The organism is Burkholderia sp. A2, from assembly GCF_001729305.1.
Classification (GTDB): Bacteria; Pseudomonadota; Gammaproteobacteria; order Burkholderiales; family Burkholderiaceae; genus Burkholderia; species Burkholderia sola.
The window spans coordinates 87897-108092 of sequence record NZ_LZXX01000088.1 but is presented as its reverse complement, the minus strand read 5'-3'; the positions used below and the strand labels follow the sequence as shown (position 1 = coordinate 108092).

18 protein-coding genes and 1 pseudogene are annotated in these 20196 nt (G+C 66.9%); 10 read left to right on the top strand and 9 right to left on the bottom strand.

All coding sequences use genetic code 11. The features are described 5' to 3' along the window. The 3 genes from A9Z05_RS11935 to A9Z05_RS36885 all read right to left on the bottom strand — a co-directional run. Nucleotides 1-1108: sensor domain-containing diguanylate cyclase (locus A9Z05_RS11935; RefSeq protein ID WP_069618261.1), on the bottom strand; the 1108-nt coding region annotated here is incomplete at its 3' end. Nucleotides 1109-1217: 109 nt separating this feature from the next. Then, complete coding sequence (locus A9Z05_RS11930; RefSeq protein ID WP_050011093.1) at nucleotides 1218-1466, bottom strand: DUF2795 domain-containing protein; 249 nt, start codon at nucleotides 1464-1466, stop codon at nucleotides 1218-1220. Nucleotides 1467-1584: 118 nt separating this feature from the next. Then, nucleotides 1585-1755, bottom strand: a complete 171-nt coding sequence (locus A9Z05_RS36885; RefSeq protein WP_006489933.1) for a hypothetical protein — start codon at nucleotides 1753-1755, stop codon at nucleotides 1585-1587. Between the two features lie 151 nt (nucleotides 1756-1906). Between A9Z05_RS36885 and speG the strand changes: the two genes are divergently transcribed. The 3 genes from speG (at nucleotide 1907) to A9Z05_RS11915 (ending at nucleotide 4043) form a co-directional block, all read left to right on the top strand. Further along, nucleotides 1907-2464: a spermidine N1-acetyltransferase gene (gene speG, locus A9Z05_RS11925; protein WP_069618260.1), complete on the top strand. Its 558-nt coding sequence runs from the start codon at nucleotides 1907-1909 to the stop codon at nucleotides 2462-2464. A gap of 487 nt (nucleotides 2465-2951) precedes the next feature. Further along, nucleotides 2952-3299, top strand: coding sequence for a surface attachment protein Sap1 (gene sap1 / locus A9Z05_RS11920; RefSeq protein ID WP_069618259.1), 348 nt, complete (start codon nucleotides 2952-2954; stop codon nucleotides 3297-3299). 189 nt (nucleotides 3300-3488) lie between these two features. Then, a complete protein-coding gene (locus A9Z05_RS11915) occupies nucleotides 3489-4043 on the top strand; it encodes a YaeQ family protein (protein WP_069618258.1) in 555 nt (184 codons plus the stop codon). A gap of 21 nt (nucleotides 4044-4064) precedes the next feature. On the opposite strand, the gene A9Z05_RS11910 is transcribed toward A9Z05_RS11915, so the two are convergent. Continuing rightward, the gene (locus tag A9Z05_RS11910; protein ID WP_069618257.1) at nucleotides 4065-4478 is read right to left on the bottom strand and encodes a VOC family protein; all 414 of its coding nucleotides are present in this window, start codon (nucleotides 4476-4478) and stop codon (nucleotides 4065-4067) included. Between the two features lie 431 nt (nucleotides 4479-4909). On the opposite strand from A9Z05_RS11910, the gene ada reads away from it, so the two are divergent. The 3 genes from ada to gshA all read left to right on the top strand — a co-directional run bounded on the left by ada (nucleotide 4910) and on the right by gshA (nucleotide 9030). Next, nucleotides 4910-5995 (top strand): bifunctional DNA-binding transcriptional regulator/O6-methylguanine-DNA methyltransferase Ada, encoded by a 1086-nt coding sequence (gene ada / locus A9Z05_RS11905; protein ID WP_069618256.1) that lies wholly within the window; start codon nucleotides 4910-4912, stop codon nucleotides 5993-5995. Beyond that, nucleotides 5992-6951: a DNA-3-methyladenine glycosylase gene (locus tag A9Z05_RS11900; RefSeq protein ID WP_069618255.1), complete on the top strand. Its 960-nt coding sequence runs from the start codon at nucleotides 5992-5994 to the stop codon at nucleotides 6949-6951. Before ada ends, A9Z05_RS11900 begins: the two co-directional genes overlap by 4 nt. 465 nt (nucleotides 6952-7416) lie before the next feature. Further along, entirely contained in the window at nucleotides 7417-9030 is a 1614-nt protein-coding gene (gshA, locus tag A9Z05_RS11895) for a glutamate--cysteine ligase (protein WP_069618254.1), read from the top strand. A gap of 75 nt (nucleotides 9031-9105) precedes the next feature. On the opposite strand, the gene A9Z05_RS11890 is transcribed toward gshA, so the two are convergent. Then, nucleotides 9106-9423, bottom strand: coding sequence for a DUF4148 domain-containing protein (locus A9Z05_RS11890; protein ID WP_069618253.1), 318 nt, complete (start codon nucleotides 9421-9423; stop codon nucleotides 9106-9108). A gap of 519 nt (nucleotides 9424-9942) precedes the next feature. Between A9Z05_RS11890 and A9Z05_RS11885 the strand changes: the two genes are divergently transcribed. Then, entirely contained in the window at nucleotides 9943-11583 is a 1641-nt protein-coding gene (locus tag A9Z05_RS11885; RefSeq protein WP_069618252.1) for an L-lactate permease, read from the top strand. A gap of 94 nt (nucleotides 11584-11677) precedes the next feature. Here A9Z05_RS11885 and A9Z05_RS11880 read toward each other — a convergent pair. Then, a pseudogene (locus A9Z05_RS11880) lies at nucleotides 11678-12590 on the bottom strand (LysR family transcriptional regulator). Between the two features lie 229 nt (nucleotides 12591-12819). Between A9Z05_RS11880 and A9Z05_RS11875 the strand changes: the two are divergent. Both A9Z05_RS11875 and A9Z05_RS11870 read left to right on the top strand, forming a co-directional pair. Then, nucleotides 12820-14991: a phosphocholine-specific phospholipase C gene (locus A9Z05_RS11875; RefSeq protein ID WP_069618267.1), complete on the top strand. Its 2172-nt coding sequence runs from the start codon at nucleotides 12820-12822 to the stop codon at nucleotides 14989-14991. 208 nt (nucleotides 14992-15199) lie between these two features. Beyond that, complete coding sequence (locus A9Z05_RS11870) at nucleotides 15200-15925, top strand: phosphonate utilization associated transcriptional regulator (RefSeq protein WP_069618251.1); 726 nt, start codon at nucleotides 15200-15202, stop codon at nucleotides 15923-15925. Between the two features lie 125 nt (nucleotides 15926-16050). Here A9Z05_RS11870 and A9Z05_RS11865 read toward each other — a convergent pair whose 3' ends face one another. From A9Z05_RS11865 to A9Z05_RS11860, 3 genes are all read right to left on the bottom strand, one after another. Continuing rightward, nucleotides 16051-16323, bottom strand: a complete 273-nt coding sequence (locus tag A9Z05_RS11865) for a hypothetical protein (RefSeq protein ID WP_069618250.1) — start codon at nucleotides 16321-16323, stop codon at nucleotides 16051-16053. Next, the gene (locus A9Z05_RS38420) at nucleotides 16320-16595 is read right to left on the bottom strand and encodes a DUF4105 domain-containing protein (RefSeq protein ID WP_218077808.1); all 276 of its coding nucleotides are present in this window, start codon (nucleotides 16593-16595) and stop codon (nucleotides 16320-16322) included. The genes A9Z05_RS11865 and A9Z05_RS38420 overlap by 4 nt, the downstream gene beginning before the upstream one ends. 466 nt (nucleotides 16596-17061) lie before the next feature. Then, entirely contained in the window at nucleotides 17062-18450 is a 1389-nt protein-coding gene (locus A9Z05_RS11860) for an FAD-dependent oxidoreductase (protein ID WP_069618266.1), read from the bottom strand. A gap of 501 nt (nucleotides 18451-18951) precedes the next feature. On the opposite strand from A9Z05_RS11860, the gene phnA reads away from it, so the two are divergent. Beyond that, a complete protein-coding gene (phnA, locus tag A9Z05_RS11855; protein ID WP_069618249.1) occupies nucleotides 18952-20190 on the top strand; it encodes a phosphonoacetate hydrolase in 1239 nt (412 codons plus the stop codon). Nucleotides 20191-20196: the final 6 nt, after the last annotated feature.

The following is a 20196-nucleotide window of genomic DNA, read 5'->3' as shown; positions in this document are numbered from 1 at the left end:
CGCCGCCGTAGCGCGCGACGATGTCGGCGGGCCGCCGCACCGCGCCGGCCAGTGCATTCGCGACGGCGATCAGGCACGCATCGCCCTTCACGTGACCGAACGCGTCGTTGTACGCCTTGAAGTGATCGACGTCGACCATCAGCAGCGACAGCGGTTCGCCCTGCCGCCGCGCCTGCAGGAACAGCGTGTGGAAATGATCGTTGAAGTGGCTGCGGTTGAACGCGCCCGTGAGCCCGTCGCGCGCGGACGAGCGGATCAGTGTCGCGTGCGCTTCGAACAACTGCTGATACAGCATCGTCACTTCCCACGCGAGCACGCACACGAGCACGCCGGGCGTGAACATGCTGAACACGCGCGCGACATACCAGCCGACCGTGAAGCGGTTGGTGCTCAGCAAGTTCAGCGTCGTATCGGTGAGACACGCGAGCACCGCGATCGCGAGCCACAGGTCGAGTGTCGTGCGCAGCCGGCCGGTGACCACGACGGCCACGAGCGCGAGCAAATTGAGGATCCACACGACGAGCGCAATGCCGTTGACGGGCAGCACGGCAGCGTCGCGGGGCGGATGGAACGCGGGCGGCAGCGAGACGTTCAGCGCGAGCGCGCACAGGAGCGCTGCGGTGATCGCCGGGCCGCCGACGAGCGCAATCGTCCAGCGGCGCGTCTCCTTTGCGCCGATCGGGGTGCGCGTCAGTCGCTCGCGAGCGAACAGCGCGGCCATCACGAAGCACGGAAAGCCGGCATGCCAGAAGATCCACATCCATGCGGCGCTTTGCGGGCGTGCGCCGAGCAGGCCATGCGGGGCGAACACGCCGGGAAAGGTGAGCAGTTGCAGCGCGACGGCGAGCGCGGTGAACGCATAGGCGCCGCCGAGCGCACCGAGCACGGGCTGGCGCGTGACGGTGAATTGCGCGCCGAGGAAGAACGCCGCGATGCTCGCGGTCGTGAACACGGTGAGCGCGCACATCGGCATGAACGGCTCGACGGGCGGCAGCGCGACGTTCGCGTGCGGCGCGGCGATCCCGAGGGTGAGCAGGATGACGAGCGCCGTCAGCGCGCCGAACCACAGCTGACGTTGCGTCGTGTGCTGGATCAGGATGCCTTCCATGGGGTCCCCCGGACACGCGTGCGAAGCACCCGATCTTGCGCCGGGCGGCACGCATCCCGATCGCGGCGCGACCGGTGCGGCCCGATCCTATCGCGTTATTGGCATCCGCTCAAATGCCGAGCCCCGGGCCGAAGTTGCCGGCGACGCAGCGCGTGACGGCATCGACGTCCGCGTAGTCCTGTTCGGGCAGGCCGTCGAGCATCGACAGCACCTCGTTACTGGCGCCGGCGTCGCGCGCGGCATCGACGATCGCATCCTTGTTCGCCGGATAGCGGACGGCCGCCAGCACATCGGCGATCTGCAGATCGATCGTTTCGTTCGGGATATCGTGCGGAGGAATGGCGGGCTTGTCGTTCACGTCGGTGTCTCGCGGGTTGGGCGGGAATCGGATCGCGCGCAAGGGCTGTACCTGCATCGCATATTACCGAGCCCAGGTGGCCCGGCCGGCGCGGGTAGCGAATCGCCGGTGATCGAAGTCAGTGCCCGCGTCGCACGCGGCGCCACGGATGCTTCCAGTCGATGTGCGGGGCGTTCTCGTCGCGCGGATGCTGGCGACGATGCTCCTGCCAGAGTTCGTCGGAAAACAGCGCAGCCACGATGACGAGCGGCAGCACGAGGAAAATTCCGAGGATGACTTGCTCGATCACGATAGCCTCCTTGCGGTGGCAGGAACCCTTGCTCCCATTCTAGGCTCTGAACTGCGCCCGCGTTCAAATTCTTACAGTGCGAAACGGGCCCGAACGCGGCCGCTCCGCGCGGGCGTTCCGCACGTGCGCCGGCCTCAAAAAGGACATGACCATGCAACTCCAGAACGACACCAACACGCTCGCGCTGCGGCCGCTGGAGCGCCAGGACCTGCGCTTCGTCCACGAGCTGAACAACGACGCGAAGATCATGCGCTACTGGTTCGAGGAGCCGTACGAAACCTTCTCGGAACTGTCGCAACTGTACGACCGCCACGTGCACGACCAGCGCGAACGCCGCTTCGTCGCGGTCGACGCGCAAGACGAACTGGTCGGCCTCGTCGAGCTGATCGAGCTCGACTACATTCACCGCCGCGGCGAGTTCCAGATCATCATCGCGCCGCAATGCCAGGGGCGCGGCTACGCGGGCCAGGCGACGCGCCTCGCGATCGAGTACGCGTTCAAGGTGCTGAACATGCGCAAGCTTTACCTGATCGTCGATACGTCGAATGCGGCGGCGATCCACGTGTACGAAAAATGCGGATTCCAGCACGAGGCCGAATTGAAGGAAGAATTTTTCGGGAATGGCGCGTATCACAACGCTTATCGCATGTGCATTTTCCAGCGCGATTATTTCGAGCGCCAGCAAATCGGGCTGAATAAGGCAGGGTAAACACCACGCGGACGAAAGGCGCTTGCGATAGGGCTTCAAGGCGCCGAATGGATGCGGGAACTACGGATAAATACGGATGCGCTTATACCTGGCATTTTTCTTGTATCGGGTAAATGCGATTCCGCACCGCGGTAAAGTCGAATCGTTTCGGACGACTTTATGTGCAACGCATCAAAATGATCCGGATAGCAAAATGGATTATCCAAACCGTTCAACCGCAGCATTGTAACTTTGATGAAAGCCTTGCCGGATAACGGTTTCCGCCCGGCGGCGAAGGCCCATCCGCAATTCGGTGGCGCTTGCCACTCGCGCGCGTCGCGCCAAAAGCAGCTTGCGCACGGGGTGCGACAATCCGCCGCTATTGCAGTCGCACAACAAATGTGCTTGCTATCGTTTGCCGGTCTTCTAAAGTGAAAAACGCGGGTTCACGATCACCTTTAAACACATAGCTAACCCAGCCTGGTGCCCGCAAGCCTGGAGACAGAACATGACGAAGCGTACCGGTGTCCTTTTTGCCCTTGTCGGCGCATTTTGCGCTGTGTCGATTGCCCAGGCCGGCGGCGATTCGGCCGTCAAGCCGAAGCAGGAAATCCAGCTGACGAAGAATGCATGGGGCTGCTTGTCGAAAGACAATCTGGACTCCGTATTGAGTCACGAACGTGACGGCAAGTCGCAGGCGAAGCAGCAGTACTTCGACGACTTCCGCTGTCTGTCGGTGCCGGAAGGCCAGCGCTTCCGCGTGGTGGCGGTCGACCAGGGCGACGTGCAATTCGTCAGCGCGGACAATAGCGACCAGCAAGGTCTCTGGACCGATTCGCGCTTCGTCAAGCAGTAACCGTCCATTCGCCGCGCCGTCGTACGACGCGCGAGCGCGCCGGCCCGACGAGCGGGCGGCGCGAACCGAACACGGCCCGGCGCATGCCGGGCCGTTGTGCTGTGAACGGCGCATGACGCACGCCGGGCGGCGCGCATTCGGTATCATCACGGCCCGACCGAACCGAATGCCCGCCCGGGCCGTATCCGCATGGCGCTGAAATCCACGATCTACAAAGCCGAACTGCAAATCGCCGACATGGATCGGCATTACTACGCCGATCACGCGCTGACGGTGGCGCGCCATCCGTCGGAAACCGACGACCGGATGATGGTGCGCATCGTCGCGTTCGCGCTGTTCGCGCACGAGCGGCTCGAATTCTGCAAGGGACTGTCGGACGTCGACGAGCCCGACCTGTGGCAGAAGGACCTGACCGGCGCGATCGACGTGTGGATCGAGGCCGGCCAGCCTGACGAACGGCGCATCTCGAAGGCGGCCGGCCGAGCCGGGCAGGTCACGGTGATCGCGTACGGCGGCAAGACGTCGGATATCTGGTGGCAGGGCGTGCGCAGCAAGGTCGAACGGCTGCGCAACGTGCAGGTGCTGTCGCTCGCCGACGGCGTCGCGGCCGCGCTCGGGCGGCTCGCGGAGCGCACGATGCGCTTGCAGTGCACGGTGCAGGACGGCGCCGCGTGGATCTCGAGCGCCGATCACGATCCGGTCGCGGTCGAATGGACGGTGCTGAAGGCGCGCGAGGGCGCGTAAGGGCCCGCGCGCCGGCCGCGGTCAGCCGAGCGCGGCCGGCGGCCCCTTGAATTCGACCATGTTCCCTTCGGGATCGAACAGGTAGATCGACGGCCCGTAGCCGCCGGCGCCGTAGCGTTCGGCCGGCGCGCCCGGCCGCGCGCCATGCGCGGCGAAATGGGCGATCAGTGCGTCGGGATCGAACGGCTCGACGCGCAGGCACAGGTGATCGAGATTGCGCCCGGTGCCGGGCGGGCCGCTGTCGGGACGGTCGATCGGGCCGCCGACCATCAGCAGGTCGATCAGCGCGTCGCCGGCGCGCAGTTGCACGAGGCCCAGGTCGGGCTGTTCCTTCTCCACATGACAACCGACGGCATCGCAGTAAAAGCGCGTCATCGCCGCCATGTCGGTCACGCGCAGCACGATGTGATCGATTCCGCGGATGGTGGGTTTCATGAGCGGGGGACTCCTTCGCAGTCGACGAGCATCGAGTGTAGACGCATCGCGCCTGCACTGCCGGCCGGCGCGCGGCACAATCGACGGACGAAAAAAAGCCCGTTCACGCAGTGCGGAACGGGCTTAATCCATATCAGGAGGAGACATGGAGGAGACAGTTCCAACTATACACACGGCGATGGTGCGACGCAATATTCCGATTGCAAAAAAACGTCAGGACGGCGATTTGTCGCATCCGCACTGCAGCAAAACGGTGACGGGACGATGACGAAAACCGCGCTGGAGCGGCCGCCGCGCGCGTTTCTTCGGCGCTATTTCGATCGATGCGACCCCGATTTTCCGGCACGAATCACAGAGCAAGATTCAGGGCGCGACGGCATATGCCGATGGCTAGAGTAGGCACCATCTACACTAGAGCGTGCGAGGTTCAGATGAAAACCGCCTATCCGACCGACGATGCCCGCTGGGGCGCCGTGACCAAGCGCGATCCGCATGCGGATGGCGCGTTCTTCTATGCCGTCAGCACGACCGGCGTGTTCTGCCGCCCGACTTGCGCGTCGCGGCAGCCGCGTCGCGAGAACGTGTCCTTTTTCGCCGATCCGGCGGCCGCGCGCGCGGCCGGCTTCCGGCCCTGCAAGCGTTGCCAGCCGGAAGGGCTGCCGCGCGAGCTGGAGATCGTCAATCGTGCGTGCGCGGTGCTCGACGCGCAGGCCGAGCGGCTCACGCTGCAGCAGTTGAGCGACGCCGTGCACGTGAGCCCGTTTCATCTGCAGCGGCTCTTCAAGCGCGTGGTCGGCGTGTCGCCGCGGCAGTACCAGGCCGCGCAGCGCGGCGCCGCGTTGCGGCAGGCGCTGCAAAGCGGGCAGCCGGTCACGCAGGCGGCCGTCGACGCGGGGTTCAACTCGCCGTCGCGGCTCTATGCATCGGTGCCGCGCGAGCTGGGGATGGCGCCGTCCGCGTTCCGCCGTCAGGGCGCCGGCCTGCGGATCGACTATGCGACTGCGTCGACGTCGCTCGGCACGGTGCTCGTCGCCGCTACCGAACAGGGCATCTGCCGGATCGCGTTCGGCGACGACGCGGCGTCGCTGGTCGGCGAGCTGAAGGACACGTTCGCGCGGGCCGAACTGGTCGAATCGTCCGCGCGGCTCGCGCCGTTCGTCACGCAGATCCGCGCGTACCTCGACGGCACGCGGCATGCGTTCGACCTGCCGCTCGACATCGCGCCGACCGCGTTCCAGCAGCGTGTATGGGAAGCGCTGACGCATATCCCGTACGGCGAAACGCGCAGCTATTCGGAGATCGCCGAGGCGCTCGGCTCGCCGCGCGCGGTGCGGGCGGTCGCGTCCGCGTGTGCGTCGAATCCGGTCGCGCTCGCGATCCCGTGCCACCGCGTCGTGCAGAAGGGCGGCGCGCTCGCCGGCTATCGCTGGGGCGTGCGCCGCAAGGCGACGCTGCTCGCGGCCGAGGCGCGTCATGTTCACAACGATGAAGCCGAGACGGAGGGCAGCGCGGTTTGAGCATCGAGAAAACAACGATTACGTCCCTCGCGAACGGCGGCCCTGTGCCGCCGTCCGCGCAGATGGAACTGCGCTACAAGGCGCCGTACGACTGGGCGCGCGTGCTGCGCTTCTTCAGCGGGCGCGCGATTCCGGGCGTCGAGCAGGTTGCCGACGGCGTGTATCGCCGCATCGTCGATCTGCACGGCGAGGCAGGCCGCCTCACCGTCAAGAAACATCCGCGCAAGCACTGCCTGATCGCGACCGTCGAAGGGGCGGTCGCGCGTCACGTCGACGATGCGTTCGCCGCGCGCGTCGCGACGATGTTCGACCTCGGCGCCGATCCGGCCGCGATCGGCGGCGGCCTCGCGCGCGATCCGTGGTTTGCGCCGCTCGTCGAGGCCGCGCCGGGGCTGCGCGTGCCGGGCGCGTGGTCGGGGTTCGAGCTGGCCGTGCGCGCGATCGTCGGCCAGCAGGTGAGCGTGAAGGCCGCGACGACGATCGTCGGCCGGCTCGTCGAACGGGCCGGCGAGCGCGTCATTCCGGAAGACGACGGCGCGCCCGCGTGGCGTTTCCCGACGCCCGACGCGCTGGCCGCGTGCGACCTCGACAAGATCGGGATGCCCGGCAAACGTGTGGCGGCGCTGACCGGCGTGGCGCGCGCGGTGGCGGCCGGCGACGTGCCGGTCGATCGCGCGCATGCCGACCTCGCGACGCTGCGCAGCGCGTGGCTCGATCTGCCCGGCATCGGCCCGTGGACCGTCGAATACATCGCGATGCGCGCCTGGCGCGACCCGGACGCCTGGCCGGCATCCGATCTCGTGCTGATGCAGTCGATCGCCGCGCGCGACCCGGCGCTCGACCGGCTCGCCACCCAGAAACGCCGCACCGAAGGCTGGCGGCCGTGGCGCGCGTATGCGGCGCTGCATCTGTGGAACGAAGTGGCCGACCGGGCAGGCGGCGCGCGCGGCGGGTAAGCGCGGCGGCCCGCGGCCGGGTGCGACCACGAGGCGGCCGTGCCGCAACCCGTCGCGCAAGCGGTGCCGGCCTGCGGCAAGCGTTGGCGTGACGCGGCCCGTCACGGCGCTTCCACGCCTCCGGCGCCGGCCGGACGTCGGGCGCGCGATGTCGGCGCACGCGTCGTTTCGCGATCCGTTCGGCCGCCCGTTGCATCTGCCGCCACGCGTTCGCCGTTCACGTTTCATCCGACGAATTCCGCCGACCTGCGGGCCGCTCGGCCTCGTCCGGAATCGGTGAGGCGGCCCGCGGCTACCGCGCCCGGCCCCGCCCGATCGCCCGCTCAGGCCCGCGCGCCGTGCCCGCGGCCACCTCAAGCGCGGCTTTCGGCGAGATGTTAAAGTGCCCGCTACCAACGAAGCGACCAACAATCCAGCCGGCCGCGCGCGGCATTCTGCGCGCGGCCGTCACGCACTTGCGTCTCCATGTCGAACACCATGACTCACCGCCAGTCCGAACTGCTGCTGAATCGCCTCGACGCGCTGAGCTCGGGCCCGACGCGGCAGCATCTGCCCGACGGCCTGCGCGGCATCGAAAAGGAAAGCCTGCGCGTGACGCGCGACGGGATGATCGCGTTCACGCCGCATCCGCGCGCGCTCGGCTCGGCGCTCACGCATCCGGCGCTGACGACCGACTATTCCGAAGCGCTGATCGAACTGATCACGCCCGCGGAGCGCGACGCCGCGCTCACGCTCGAGCGCCTCGACGATCTGCATCGCTACGTGTATGCATCGCTCGGCGACGAGATCCTGTGGAACGACTCGATGCCGGGCCTGCTGCCGGCCGACGACGAGATCCCGATCGCCAACTACGGCACGTCGAACATCGGCCGCCTGAAGACGGTGTACCGGCGCGGCCTCGCGTACCGCTACGGCCGCACGATGCAGTGCATCGCCGGCATCCACTACAACTACTCGCTGCACGAGGAAGTGTGGCGGCGCCTGCACGCGGACGAAGAGTCGACGGCAACGCTCGTCGATTACCAGTCGGAACGCTATCTCGCGCAGATCCGCAACTTCCGCCGCCGCAGCTGGCTGCTGATGTACCTGTTCGGCGCGTCGCCGGTGCTCGACACGAAGTTCCTGCGCGGCAAGCCGCACAAGCTCGACGCGTTCGACGCCGATACGCTGTACCGGCCGTATGCGACCAGCCTGCGGATGAGCGATCTCGGCTACTCGAACACGACGGCCCAGGCCGCGCTGCACGTCGACTACAACACGCTGCCCGGTTATCTCGACGCGCTGTCGAAGGCCGTGAGCGAGCCGTATCCGGCGTACGAGGCGATCGGCACGCATCGCGACGGCGAGTGGATCCAGATCAACACGAACGTGCTGCAGATCGAGAACGAGTTCTACTCGACGATCCGGCCGAAGCGCGTCACGTATTCGGGCGAGCGGCCGCTGCATGCGCTCGCGTCGCGCGGCGTGCAGTACATCGAGGTGCGCTGCCTCGACATCGATCCGTTCGAGCCGACCGGCATCGCGCTGGAGACCGCGCGCTTCATCGACGCGTTCCTGCTCGCGTGCGCGCTCGACGAAAGCGCGCCGCTCGACTGCGACGCATACAAGGAAGCGAACGCAAACTTCGGCAACGTGACGCTGGACGGCCGCAAGCCGGGGCTCACGCTGACGCGCGACGGCCAGCCGGTCACGCTGCAGCAGTGGGCCGACGAGCTGATGGCCGATATCGAGATCGTCGGTCGCCGGCTCGACGAAATCCGCGGCGGCGACGAACATGCGCGCGCGATTGCCGCGCAGCGCGAGAAGCTCGCCGATCCGGAGCGCACGCCGTCCGCGCGCGTGCTGCGCACGATGCGCGAGAACGGTCAGTCGTTCCTCGCGTTCGCGCTCGCGCAGAGCGAAGCGCATGCCGCGCATTTTCGCGCGCGCCCGCCGTCGGCCGAGACGCTGCGGACCGAGCAGGCGCTCGCCGCGAAGTCGCTCGCCGAGCAGGCCGAGCTCGAAGCGAAGGAGGCGGGATCGTTCGACGCCTTCGTCGCCGCCTATCGCGCCTATACGCTGAACCGCTTCAGCGTGTGACGATCGCGCATGCGGCCGGCGCCGGGTGCGCCGCGCCGCTGCCGCGTGATCCATCCGGTTCCGTCAGTGATCCGGTCAGTGATGCGCATACGTGCCGCGATCGACGGCGTGCGGCAGCGCCGGCTTGCCCGATGCCGTGTCGGCCCGCCCGTCGCTGCCGTAACCGGCGGCGTCATCCCCACCGCGCGCCTGCGCGGCACGCTGCATGACCGCCTGCATGTTCCGCGGAAAGTCGGGACTGCTTGCGAGGCTCGACCGGTAGCCGGCGGCCTGCAGTGCCACGAGTTCCTGACGGACCTGCGCGCGCGTGAGCGTCGACGCGGCTTGCGCGTGAGCGACGAGCGCCGCGCCCATCAGTACGCATGCGCATGCCGCGTGTTTCATCGTCTTCATCGTGTTGGCTCCGTGCGTTCCCGGTGCGCGCCATCGGCGGCGTGGGCGGAAACGATGCAGCCAGTCTAGGCTTCAGACGCCAAACGAAACATCCACGTGGCTGGCAGTCACCTTTTCCGGTCGCGCAACATTGCGCGCGCCGGTGAGCCGTCACGACGGGTTGCCTGTCGAACGCGACAGCGGCGCGCCATCTGCCGGCCATCGTGCGGCGGCCGGTTCGCATCGGCTCGCCCGCATCGGGCTTCTCCCCCTTGTACAAGCGCGTTGCGCCTCCTAACCTCTTTTAAGCGACCGATCGGTTGGCCGCGCAGCGTCGTTGCGTACGCAAGCGCCCGAGCGTGGTCGTGACCGCAGGACATCGCCTTGTACCGAATCCGGCGCATCGACACGCGAACCCGGGTCGACCGCACAAGGCATGGGCCCGAGTACGCGCTGAAGCGCCAACCCGGGTCGACCGCACAAGGCATGGGACCCGAGTAGGCGCTGAAGCGCCAACTCGGGTCGACATCTGGAGACACGATGAACCCCACCGACGCCCTCCCGCCCGGCATCGTCTTCGCACAACCGTTGACGCCCGTCGCGCACTCGCTGCTCCTGTCGTTCCTCGTCGCCGCGATCCCGATCGCGGTCGCGCTGGTCGCGCTCGGCGTGCTGCGCCGCCCCGCGTGGCAGGCGTCGCTCGCCGGGCTCGTCGCGGGCCTCGCGGTCGCGATCGGCGGGTGGGGGATGCCGGCCGGGCTCGCGTTCAACGCGGTCGGCGCCGGCATGGCGCTCGCGGTCGTGCCGGTGATGTGGATCGTCTTCAACGCGCTGCTGCTGTACAACATCGCGGTGAAGTCGGGCCGCTTCGACCAGTTCCGGCAGTGGATGCTCGACAACCTGCCCGACGACCGCCGCCTCGTGCTGCTCGTCGTCGCGTTCTCGTTCGGCTGTCTGCTCGAAGGGATCTCCGGATTCGGCACGCCCGTCGCGATCACGAGCGCGCTGCTGATCGCGCTCGGCTTCCCCGCGCTCGAAGCGCTCACCTATACGCTGCTGTTCAACACGGCGCCGGTCGCGTTCGGCGCGCTCGGCGTGCCGATCACCGTGCTCGGCGCGGTCACGTCGCTGCCGCCCGCGACGCTCGCGCAGATGGTCGGCCGCCAGTTGCCGTTCTTCGCGCTGCTGCTGCCGTTCTACGTGGTCGGCGCGTATGGCGGACTGCGCTCGATCGCGAAGCTGTGGCCGGCGCTGCTCGTGTCCGGCGGCAGCTTCGCGATCGCGCAGTTCGTCACGTCGAACTTCCTCGGCTACCAGCTCACCGACGTGCTGTCGTCGCTCTCGTCGCTGATCGTGACGATCGGCTTCCTGCAGGTGTGGAAGCCGCAGCCCGATCCGCAATACGCGCTCGCGCGCAGCGTGCCGGCCGCGGCTGGCGCCGCGCGCGCGGGCTTCGGCGGCTGGCTGCCGTGGCTCGTCGTGTCGGTGGTCGTGATCGTGTGGGTGCACGCGAACATCGCGGCGATCGGCGACGTGAAGATCAAGTGGCCGGGCCTGCACAATGCCGTGTACGTGTCGCTGTACCACAAGCCGTATGCGGCGATCTGGGATTTCCAGCCGCTCGGCACGGGCACCGCGATCCTGCTGTCGGCGATCATCACGGCCGCGCTGACGCGCACCGGGCCCGGCGCGTTTGTCGAATGCGTGGTGAAGACGTGGCGGCAGACGTGGATCGCGATCGTCACCGTGATGATGATCGTCGGCCTCGCGTACCTGCTGAACTACTCGGGCATCAGCTACACGCTCGGCACCGGCGTCGCGTCGACGGGCGCGCTGTTCCCGCTGGTGTCCGCGTCGCTCGGCTGGATCGCCGTGTTCCTGTCGGGCAGCGACACGTCGGGCAACGCGCTGTTCGGCAACCTGCAGGTCGTCGCCGCGCGGCAGCTCGGCCTCGATCCGGTGCTGATGGCCGCGACGAACTCGTCGGGCGGCGTGATGGGCAAGATGATCTCGCCGCAGAACATCGCGACGGGCGTGTCGACGACGGACCTGAAAGGGCAGGAAGGCGTCGTGTTCGCACGCACCTTCTGGCACAGCGTGATCCTCACGCTGCTGCTCGGCGTGCTGGTGTTCCTGCAGCAGCACGTGCTGACCTGGATGATTCCGGCGCTGCCGAAGTGACGCACGGCGCCACGACAGAAGGAAGGCACGAGGAAAACGACGGAAGGCGCGGGAAAAGCGCCCGTCAAGTGCGGAACCGGCGAACGCGCGGCAGTCAGCGTGCGTTCGCCCGCCGCGCCGGTTGTCCTTGATCGGCCACGTCGGCCGCTGCGCCGCCGCCCGGCAGGATGCACGCGAGGAACGCGTCGATCGCAGGGCTTTGGCGGCGCGCTTTCAGGTAGTACACGTATTCGTCGATCGTCGTGTCGACGCCGCGCAGCGCGATCACGCGCAAGTCCGGATGGCGTTCGGCCTCGCCGAGCGGAAAGAGGCTCCCGCCCACCCCGTGCAGGATCGCCTCGCGAATCGCTTCGCGGCTGCCGATCTCCGCGACCGACGCGGCCGCGACGCCGGCCGCTGCGAGGATCGTCTCCGTGCAGCGGCGCGTGACCGACCCTGCCTCGCGAATCAGCAGCCGCACGTCGGCGAGCCGCGCCGCGTCGATCGAACCGCGCGAGCGGATGATGGCGGTGCACGACGAGCACGAGCGGATCGGTCGAGATCACCTTGCGTTCGAGGCCGTCGGCATCGTTGCGCTGCGACGAGACCGCGAGATCGATGCGGAAATCCTGCAGCGCCTGCAGGATTTCGTCGGAGTTGCCGATCCGGCACGTGAGCGCGATCGACGGGTGCGCGCTCGAGAAGCGGCCGACCGCGTCCATGATGTAGTACGGGCCCGTCGCGCCGATCCGCAGATGGCCTTCGAACAGGCCGCCGACGTTGCGCAGCATGATGTCGGCCTGCGCCTCGAGCGCGATCATCTTCTCGACGAGCGGCAGCAGCTCGATGCCCGTCTCCGTCACTTCGAGCTTGCGGCCGCTGCGGTAGAACAGCTCGACGCCGTACACCTGCTCGACCTGCCGGATCTGCGCGGCGATCGTCGGCTGGCTCACGCCCAGGTGGCGCGCGGCGCGCGTGATGCTGCCCTGCCGGACGGTCGCGTGGAACGCCTTCAGCTGATCGAACACGACTCCGCTTCTCCCCCCTCTTCATCGCGCGTCAGCGTAGCGCGGGCGTGTGTCGGCCGGATGAAAGGCGCGTCGGGGGCGACTTCGAAAAAAAGCTGGGGGTGACCGCAAGAAACCTGCGGGAACCGGTCACGGCAGGGACATGCCGGTGCGGGGTAATAACGGCGACGCCAGATCGCCGGCCCGCTCGCCCGGCGCCCCTACTCCCACCGACCACAGGGTGCTCTTCATGTCCTCGAACAATCGACGCGATTTCCTGCGCCTCGCCGCGCAGTCGGCCGGCGCGATGGCCGCCTACGCGGGCTTCCCGCCCGCGATCCGCAATGCGCTGGCGATGCCGGCCGCCTATCGCACCGGCACGATCCGCGACGTCGAGCACGTCGTGATCTTCATGCAGGAAAACCGTTCGTTCGACCACTACTTCGGCGGGCTGCGCGGCGTGCGCGGCTTCGACGACCCGCGCCCGCACCTGCTGCCGAACGGCGCGCCGGTGTGGCAGCAGCCGCCGGCGTCGGTGTTCACGAAGAACTACCATTCGCGCGGGCTCGATCCGTCGGCGCCATACGTGCTGCCGTTCTATCTCGATCCGAAGCAGACGACCGAATTCCAGCCGGGCACCAACCACGGCTGGAGCAGCGGCCACCTGTCCTGGAACAACGGCCAGTGGGACCAGTGGGTGAACCAGAAGCAGGACGTGCTGACGATGGGCTACCTGAAGCGCCAGGATCTCACGTACCACTACGCGCTCGCCGACGCATTCACGATCTGCGATTCGTACTTCTGCTCCGCGCACGCCGACACGGCGCCGAACCGCATCTACCTGTGGACCGGCACGGTCGACTCGCGCAATGTCTACGGCAGCGCACCGAACGGCCCGGGCATCGGCGAGCGCAACGACGTGAACGGCTACACGTGGACGACCTACGCGGAACGCCTCGAGAACGCGAGGATCAGCTGGAAGGTGTACCAGGGCGGCACCGGCATCCCGGGCGACCCGACCGACAACTACACCGACAACTCGCTGATGTTCTTCAAAAGCTTCCAGGTGAAGGAAGGCGCGAGCGGCCCGCTGGTCGACAAGGGCGCGTCGGACCACACGCTCGCCGAGCTGAAGGCCGACGTGCAGGCCAACCGGCTGCCGCAGGTGTCGTGGATCGTGTCGCCGTACAAGTACAGCGAGCACCCGCAGGCGTCGCCGACCGACGGCGCGTTCTACATCAACATGGTGCTCGAGGCGCTGACGTCGAACCCCGAAGTGTGGGCGAAGACCGTGTTCATCCTGAACTACGACGAGAACGACGGGCTGTTCGACCACGTCGTGCCGCCGGTGCCGCCGGTCACGAGCGGCGTGGGCGGGCAGGGCATCGTGTCGTCGAACTTGCTGTCGAATCTCGGCGACGAGCTGCTCGACCTGAACAAGTACCCGGGCGAGATGAGCCCGCTCGTGCCCGGCGCCGACCCGGGCGGCATCCAGCCGATCGGCCTCGGGCCGCGCGTGCCGCTGATCATCATTTCTCCGTGGACGAAGGGCGGCTGGGTCTGCTCGGAGACGTTCGACCATACGTCGGTGCTGCGTTTCCTCGAAGCGCGGTTCGGCGTGAAGGAGCCGAACATCAGCGCGTGGCGCCGGTCGATCTGCGGCGACCTCACGTCGGCGTTCGACTTCTCCGCGCGGCCGGATACGCGCCCGGTGAGCTTCACGGTGCCGCAACACATCGCCACCGCCGGTCAGGCGTACCAGGTGCCCGCGCAGCAGTCGATGCCGACGCAGGAGCCCGGCACGCGCCCGGCGCGCGCGCTGCCGTACGAGCTGTTCGTGCACAGCCGCGTGGGCGCGCATGACGACACCGTGTCGCTCGACTTCGCGAACACCGGCGACGCCGGCGCCGCGTTCTACGTGTACGACCGCCGCAACCCGGCGACGCCGCCGCGCCGCTACGCGGTGTCCGCGCGCGACCGTTTCGTCGATACATGGAGCACGTCGGCCGCGCGCGGCGACTACCATTTGGCCGCCTACGGCCCGAACGGCTATCTGTGCGAATTCCAGGGCAACACGCGGCTTGCCGCGGATGGCCGCCACGCGAACCCCGAAGCGAAGATAGGCTACGACGTGCGCAATCGCCACGTGTATCTGCAACTGCGCAACAGCGGGCGCGCGACGTGCCGCGTGACGGTCGGCAACGCGTACAGCCATGCGCATGCGCGCACCTACACGCTGGAGCCGGGCGAGCGCGTCGAGGCGCACTTCGAGCTGTCGTCGAGCCACGGCTGGTACGACCTGACGATCACCGCGACGACGCTGCGCGGCGGCGGCGACAAGGTCGTGCGCCGCTTCGCGGGCCACGTCGAGACGGGCCGGCCGAGTCACAGCGATCCGGGGCCGGTGAAGCACACGGCCTGACGGCGGTGCAGGCGGCGCGCGACGTGGGAGGCTTCGCCCGCACCGCGCGACCGCCGCGTGCCGGTGGCGCTGCGATTGCGGAGCGGTACGCCGGATTGGCTTTTGGAAACTGAAAACTGTTGACGATTTGGCGGGGCGAGGGGTATACAACGATCATTCGCCGATATGGCGCCCGCGTTTTCACCTCTAGCCCGCTGCCAGCCCGCCCATGACTGCCCCGAACGCCCTCAGCGCCATCGAACTCCTGCAAAGCCAGTCGCTCGCGATGATCGTCCAGGACATGCTCGAGCGCGCAATCGTGTCGGGCGAATACGCACCGGGCGAAAAGCTCAACGAAGTCGATATCGCGACCAAGCTGAACGTGTCGCGCGGCCCTGTGCGCGAGGCGTTTCGCGCGCTCGAACAGGCCGGCCTGCTGCGCAACGAGAAGAACCGTGGCGTGACCGTGCGCATCGTGCCGCTACGCGAGGCCGAGGAGATCTACGAAGTGCGCGCGATGCTCGACGAGTCGGTCGCGCGCGCGCTCGCGAAGCGCATCTCGCCCGATACGCTGAAAGTGCTGAAGGGCATCATCCAGTCGATGAAGGATGCGGCGAAGACGCATGACGTCACGCGCTATACCGAGCTGAACGTGCAGTTCCACGACGCGATGGTGGTCGGTGTCGGCAATACGCATCTCACCGATACCTACCGGCGGCTCGTGCGCCAGCTCGGCTTGCTGCGCCAGGCGGCGATCGAGGCCGAGGAGGATGCGATCGCGGTGTCGGCGGCCGAGCACGACAAGATCGTGCAGGCGCTCGCGGCCGGCGACGAGGACAAGGCTGTCGCGCTCGTGCGCGAGCACGTCGCGCATGGTCTCGCGCGGATGCGCCGCATGCATGAGCAGGGGCTGCCGGTGACGAGCAAGGCGGCGCGGGAGAAGGCGGGGGCGTAAGGGGATACGGTGCGTGTCGTCGCATATCGTTCGGGTACGGGCCGTCCCCTCGTTATGCCGGGCGGGCTTAGCCTCGCTTCGAATCGACGTGGCCCGGGCCAAATGCAACGATCGCCCGCAGGCGATTATTTGCGGTGTCGTTTATCGAAGGCATCATCCAGCACCCAGCCCGTGCCGGATTTACAGTCCACTTGCGTGTATGCGTAGATTTTGGCGACACGATCCGTCAGTGGAACACAAGACTCGCCTTTCCTGATCGTAAAGATCGGCTGGGTCCTGTCGTCGTTAGGTTCGGCAAACGCAGGCATATCCTGAAGTGCCGTCCATTCCTCGTCTTTGTATTTCGAGCACGCGCTGATCATCACGGCGAGTGCGGCCAATAGCAGGAGGCGTGTCATTTCTTCGGATATCGTCGGATTCCAATCAGGCGTTTCGAATGGCGCAGACCGGTCATCAAATCCGCGGGGGGTATGATGCCCGGGAGTTGCCACCTTGGGTCGTAAGCCAGGATGCCAGCCTTGCCGAGTATTTCGGCTATGTTCGATGAGCAATTATTGTCGACGAGAGAGTATGGCCTGTTTTCGTGTCGCCGTCTTTCTATTTCGGAAACGATGATCCTTTTCTCGTCCTTGGATGTATGGAGGAGATAGCTGATCGTATCGCGTTGCATCTTGGTCTGCTGGCGGTTTAGGTCGTTCGCGATGTTATCGACGTCCCATCCTGGGTGCGCTCTGCCATATACGATTCCATCGACTGCAATCGCGGTATGTCCGAACTGCGACCCTCTTGAGATGGAGCGGGAGTCGCTAATCAAGATTTCAATGGTTGTTGATGCGTGCATGGAGGGAGAATGGGATTCCTGTTTTTTATGTCATTGAAATCCTATCATGTCGTTTCTTATAATAAAATCGAGATAATGAAATGACAAAAATAAAATGCGTAGTGCAGTATGCTGCTTTATAAGTTTTATTTTCGATGGAACTTGTCTTATTGGTACGTGATTGTTTCCGTGGGGAATGTCTAGTTTCGGAGCAAACGCGGCGTCAGGGATTGGACTTGTTCTATAGAAGCTGGCGACGTGATGGTGCGGGCGAGCCGCAGGCCTTTCCTGCCTCCCACCGCATTGCGCTCGCCAGTCACGCCTTATCCGCCTTCCCCGCCGCGCTCGCAAACTTCGCGAGCCACGTATCGATAGCCGACGGCTGCCGGCTCTCGTCCTCCGCGCGCTCCTTGCGACGAATCGCGTTGCGCACGACGTGCGCGCCGACATAACGGATCGGCTCCGGCGGGAAATGGCCGAGCGGGCCGCGCACGATCGGGCTGCGCGTCCACGCGTTGTCGAGGCCCAGCACCAGCGACGACAGGATCTGCCCGCCCATGTAGGTCGGCCCGACGCCGTTGCCCGAATAGCCGAAGCCGTAGAACACGTTCGGCGCGCCATCGAGGCGGCCGAAGAACGGGAAGCCCGTCACCGAGCGATCCGACGGCCCGTTCCAGCTCGCGGTGATCGGCACGTCCGCCAGCGACGGGAAGAATTCGCGCAGGCTGCGCGTGAGCTGCGCCTCGTACGGCGAGCGGCGGTCGAACACGGGCGCGATGCGGCTGCGCCACGAGAACGTGTTGCCGCCTTTGCCGAGCATCAGCCGGCCGTCGACGGTCGTGCGGTAGTAGTGCACGAAGATCCGCGAATCGAGCACCGACACGCCGTCCACCAGCCCGGTCTTCTCCAGTAGCTCCGGACATTTCTCGGTGATGACCATGTCGCTCGACACGACCGCGATCGTCCGTTCGAACTGCGGGAAGCGGCTCGCCATCCACGCGTTGATCGCGAATACGAGCCTGCCCGCACTCACGCTGCCGGACGGTGTGTGCACGACGGCCGGCTGGCCGGGCGTGAAGTCGAGCATCGGCGTGCGCTCGTAGATCCGGATCCCCATCGCAAGCGCGACGCGGCGCAGCCCGCGCACGAGCTTGCCGGGATGCACGGTCGCGGCGATCGGCGAATAGACGCCGTCGAGATTGCGCACGGAGCCCGAACGGCGCGCGACTTCGGCGGGCGGCAGCGGCTCGTAGCTGTGGATGCCGCACGCGGCCAATGCGTCGAGCACCGGTGCGAGCGTGCCGAGCTGCGCGCGCGACGTCGCGGTGTACAGCGTGCCGTCGAGCCGCAGCTCCGCATCGATGCCGTGCGCGCGGCAGAAATCGGCGATGTGCTGCACGGCCGCTTCCGACGCCTTCACGAGCCGGAGCGCCTCGGCTTCGCCGAACAGGCGCCGCAGCGTCAGGAATTTCGCGGACCACGTGAGCAGGCAGCCGCCGTTGCGTCCGCTCGCGCCGGCGCCGCACAGGTCGGCCTCGAGGATCGCGATGTCGAGCGCCGGGTGCTGCTGCTTTGCCTGGATCGCGGTCCAGAGGCCCGTGAAGCCGCCGCCGACGATACACACGTCGGCCTGCGTCGCACCTTGCAGCGCGGGGGCGAGGTCGCCGTCGTTGAACAGCGCTTGTTCGATCCAGAAGGGTCGCATCGGATGTCGTGCCAGTGAGGGTGAGGTTGCCGTGCCGCACACGGCGCGAAAAAGAAAACCAGTGCGAACGCGAAATCGGCACCGCCGCACCGCGATGCACGGCAGCGTCGCAGCGCGGCCCGATTCGTCGAGTCGGGCCCTCGCTTCCGCGAACATGCGGCGCACGCCCGTCGCCTTCAGCGTATCGACGATCGCTCCCCGAATACCGGCTTCGTCGAAGTGGCCGATGCAGCGGACGCGGAACGCGTCGACCTCGCGAGCTTGCCCGATACCCAATGTAGCCGCGCTTTTTGACCGCCTGATAAAAACCGCGCCGCGGCACGAGGCCCGCTGGGTGGTCCTCCTTTCGTGGACGTCAGCCGTCAGTCTTTGCTTGCTGTTCTCTGCATGTTGTTGACAATCTACAAATCATCCCTTTTAATGTCAAGCCTGGAAATACTTCCCATCGGCGCGGCGCGGGCGCCGACGGCTCACCCCTTCGATCGGAAAGGACTGAACGTCATGACTGAAATGCCGGTATCCGTGGAAGTGAACGGCCGCCGCTACAACTGGATGCGCCAGCCCGTGGTGGTCGTCTGCGTCGATGGCTGCGCATACGAATATCTGGAAGAAGCGGCCGCGGCCGGCGTCGCGCCGTTCCTGCGCACGCTGCTGAAGCCGGGCACGGCGCTCAAGGGCGAGTGCGTGGTGCCGAGCTTCACGAACCCGAACAACCTGTCGATCGTCACCGGCGTGCCGCCGGCGATCCACGGGATCAGCGGCAACTACTTCTACGATCGCGACACCGGCGCCGAGGTGCTGATGAACGATCCGAAGTACCTCGTCGCGCCCACCGTGCTCGCGACTTTCGCGGAACAGGGGGCGCGCGTCGCGGTCGTCACCGCGAAGGACAAGCTGCGCCGCCTGCTCGGCAAGGGGCTGAAGGGCATCTGCTTCTCGTCGGAAAAGGCCGACGAGGCGAACATCGCCGAAAACGGCATCGACCACGTGCTCGAGCTGGTCGGCAAGCCGGTGCCGAGCGTGTACAGCGCGGATCTGTCCGAGTTCGTGTTCGCGGCCGGCGTGCGCCTGCTCGAGACGCGCCCGATCGACCTGATGTACCTGTCGACCACCGACTACGTGCAGCACAAGTGCGCACCCGGCACGCCCGGCGCGAACGCGTTCTACGCGATGATGGACATCTACCTGCAGCGCCTCGACGAACTCGGCGCGATCGTCGCGATCACCGCGGATCACGGGATGAACGCGAAGCACGACGGCGCGACCGGCGAGCCGAACGTGATCTACCTGCAGGAGCTGTTCGACGAATGGCTCGGCCCCGATGCGGCGCGCGTGATCCTGCCGATCACCGATCCGTACGTCGTGCACCACGGCGCGCTCGGTTCGTTCGCGACCGTCTACGTGCCGGCGACGGCCGATGCCGAGGCGCTACGCGCGCGGCTCGCCGCGGTCGACGGCATCGAGGTCGTGCTGACGGGCGCCGAAGGCTGCGCGCGCTTCGAATTGCCGCCCGCGCGGATGGGCGACCTGATCGTGATCTCGAAGCACGACGTCGTGCTCGGCACGCGCCGCATCAAGCACGACCTGTCGGGCCTCGACGTGCCGCTGCGCTCGCACGGCGGGATCGCCGAGCAGATCGTGCCGCTGATCTTCAGCAAGCCGGTTGCGCCAGACGTCGCCGGCCGCGCGCGGCTGCGCAACTTCGACATCGTCGACATCGCGCTCAACCATCTGCAGTGACGCGGA

Bases quoted from the DNA above. Each gene is read 5' to 3' on its own strand.
- speG (WP_069618260.1), top strand. From the start codon at position 1,907: ATGCAACTCCAGAACGACACCAACACGCTCGCGCTGCGGCCGCTGGAG.
- sap1 (WP_069618259.1), top strand. From the start codon at position 2,952: ATGACGAAGCGTACCGGTGTCCTTTTTGCCCTTGTCGGCGCATTTTGC.
- A9Z05_RS11915 (WP_069618258.1), top strand. From the start codon at position 3,489: ATGGCGCTGAAATCCACGATCTACAAAGCCGAACTGCAAATCGCCGAC.
- A9Z05_RS11910 (WP_069618257.1), bottom strand. From the start codon at position 4,478: ATGAAACCCACCATCCGCGGAATCGATCACATCGTGCTGCGCGTGACC.
- ada (WP_069618256.1), top strand. From the start codon at position 4,910: ATGAAAACCGCCTATCCGACCGACGATGCCCGCTGGGGCGCCGTGACC.
- gshA (WP_069618254.1), top strand. From the start codon at position 7,417: ATGTCGAACACCATGACTCACCGCCAGTCCGAACTGCTGCTGAATCGC.
- A9Z05_RS11890 (WP_069618253.1), bottom strand. From the start codon at position 9,423: ATGAAGACGATGAAACACGCGGCATGCGCATGCGTACTGATGGGCGCG.
- A9Z05_RS11885 (WP_069618252.1), top strand. From the start codon at position 9,943: ATGAACCCCACCGACGCCCTCCCGCCCGGCATCGTCTTCGCACAACCG.
- A9Z05_RS11875 (WP_069618267.1), top strand. From the start codon at position 12,820: ATGTCCTCGAACAATCGACGCGATTTCCTGCGCCTCGCCGCGCAGTCG.
- A9Z05_RS11870 (WP_069618251.1), top strand. From the start codon at position 15,200: ATGACTGCCCCGAACGCCCTCAGCGCCATCGAACTCCTGCAAAGCCAG.
- A9Z05_RS11865 (WP_069618250.1), bottom strand. From the start codon at position 16,323: ATGACACGCCTCCTGCTATTGGCCGCACTCGCCGTGATGATCAGCGCG.
- A9Z05_RS38420 (WP_218077808.1), bottom strand. From the start codon at position 16,595: ATGCAACGCGATACGATCAGCTATCTCCTCCATACATCCAAGGACGAG.
- A9Z05_RS11860 (WP_069618266.1), bottom strand. From the start codon at position 18,450: ATGCGACCCTTCTGGATCGAACAAGCGCTGTTCAACGACGGCGACCTC.
- phnA (WP_069618249.1), top strand. From the start codon at position 18,952: ATGACTGAAATGCCGGTATCCGTGGAAGTGAACGGCCGCCGCTACAAC.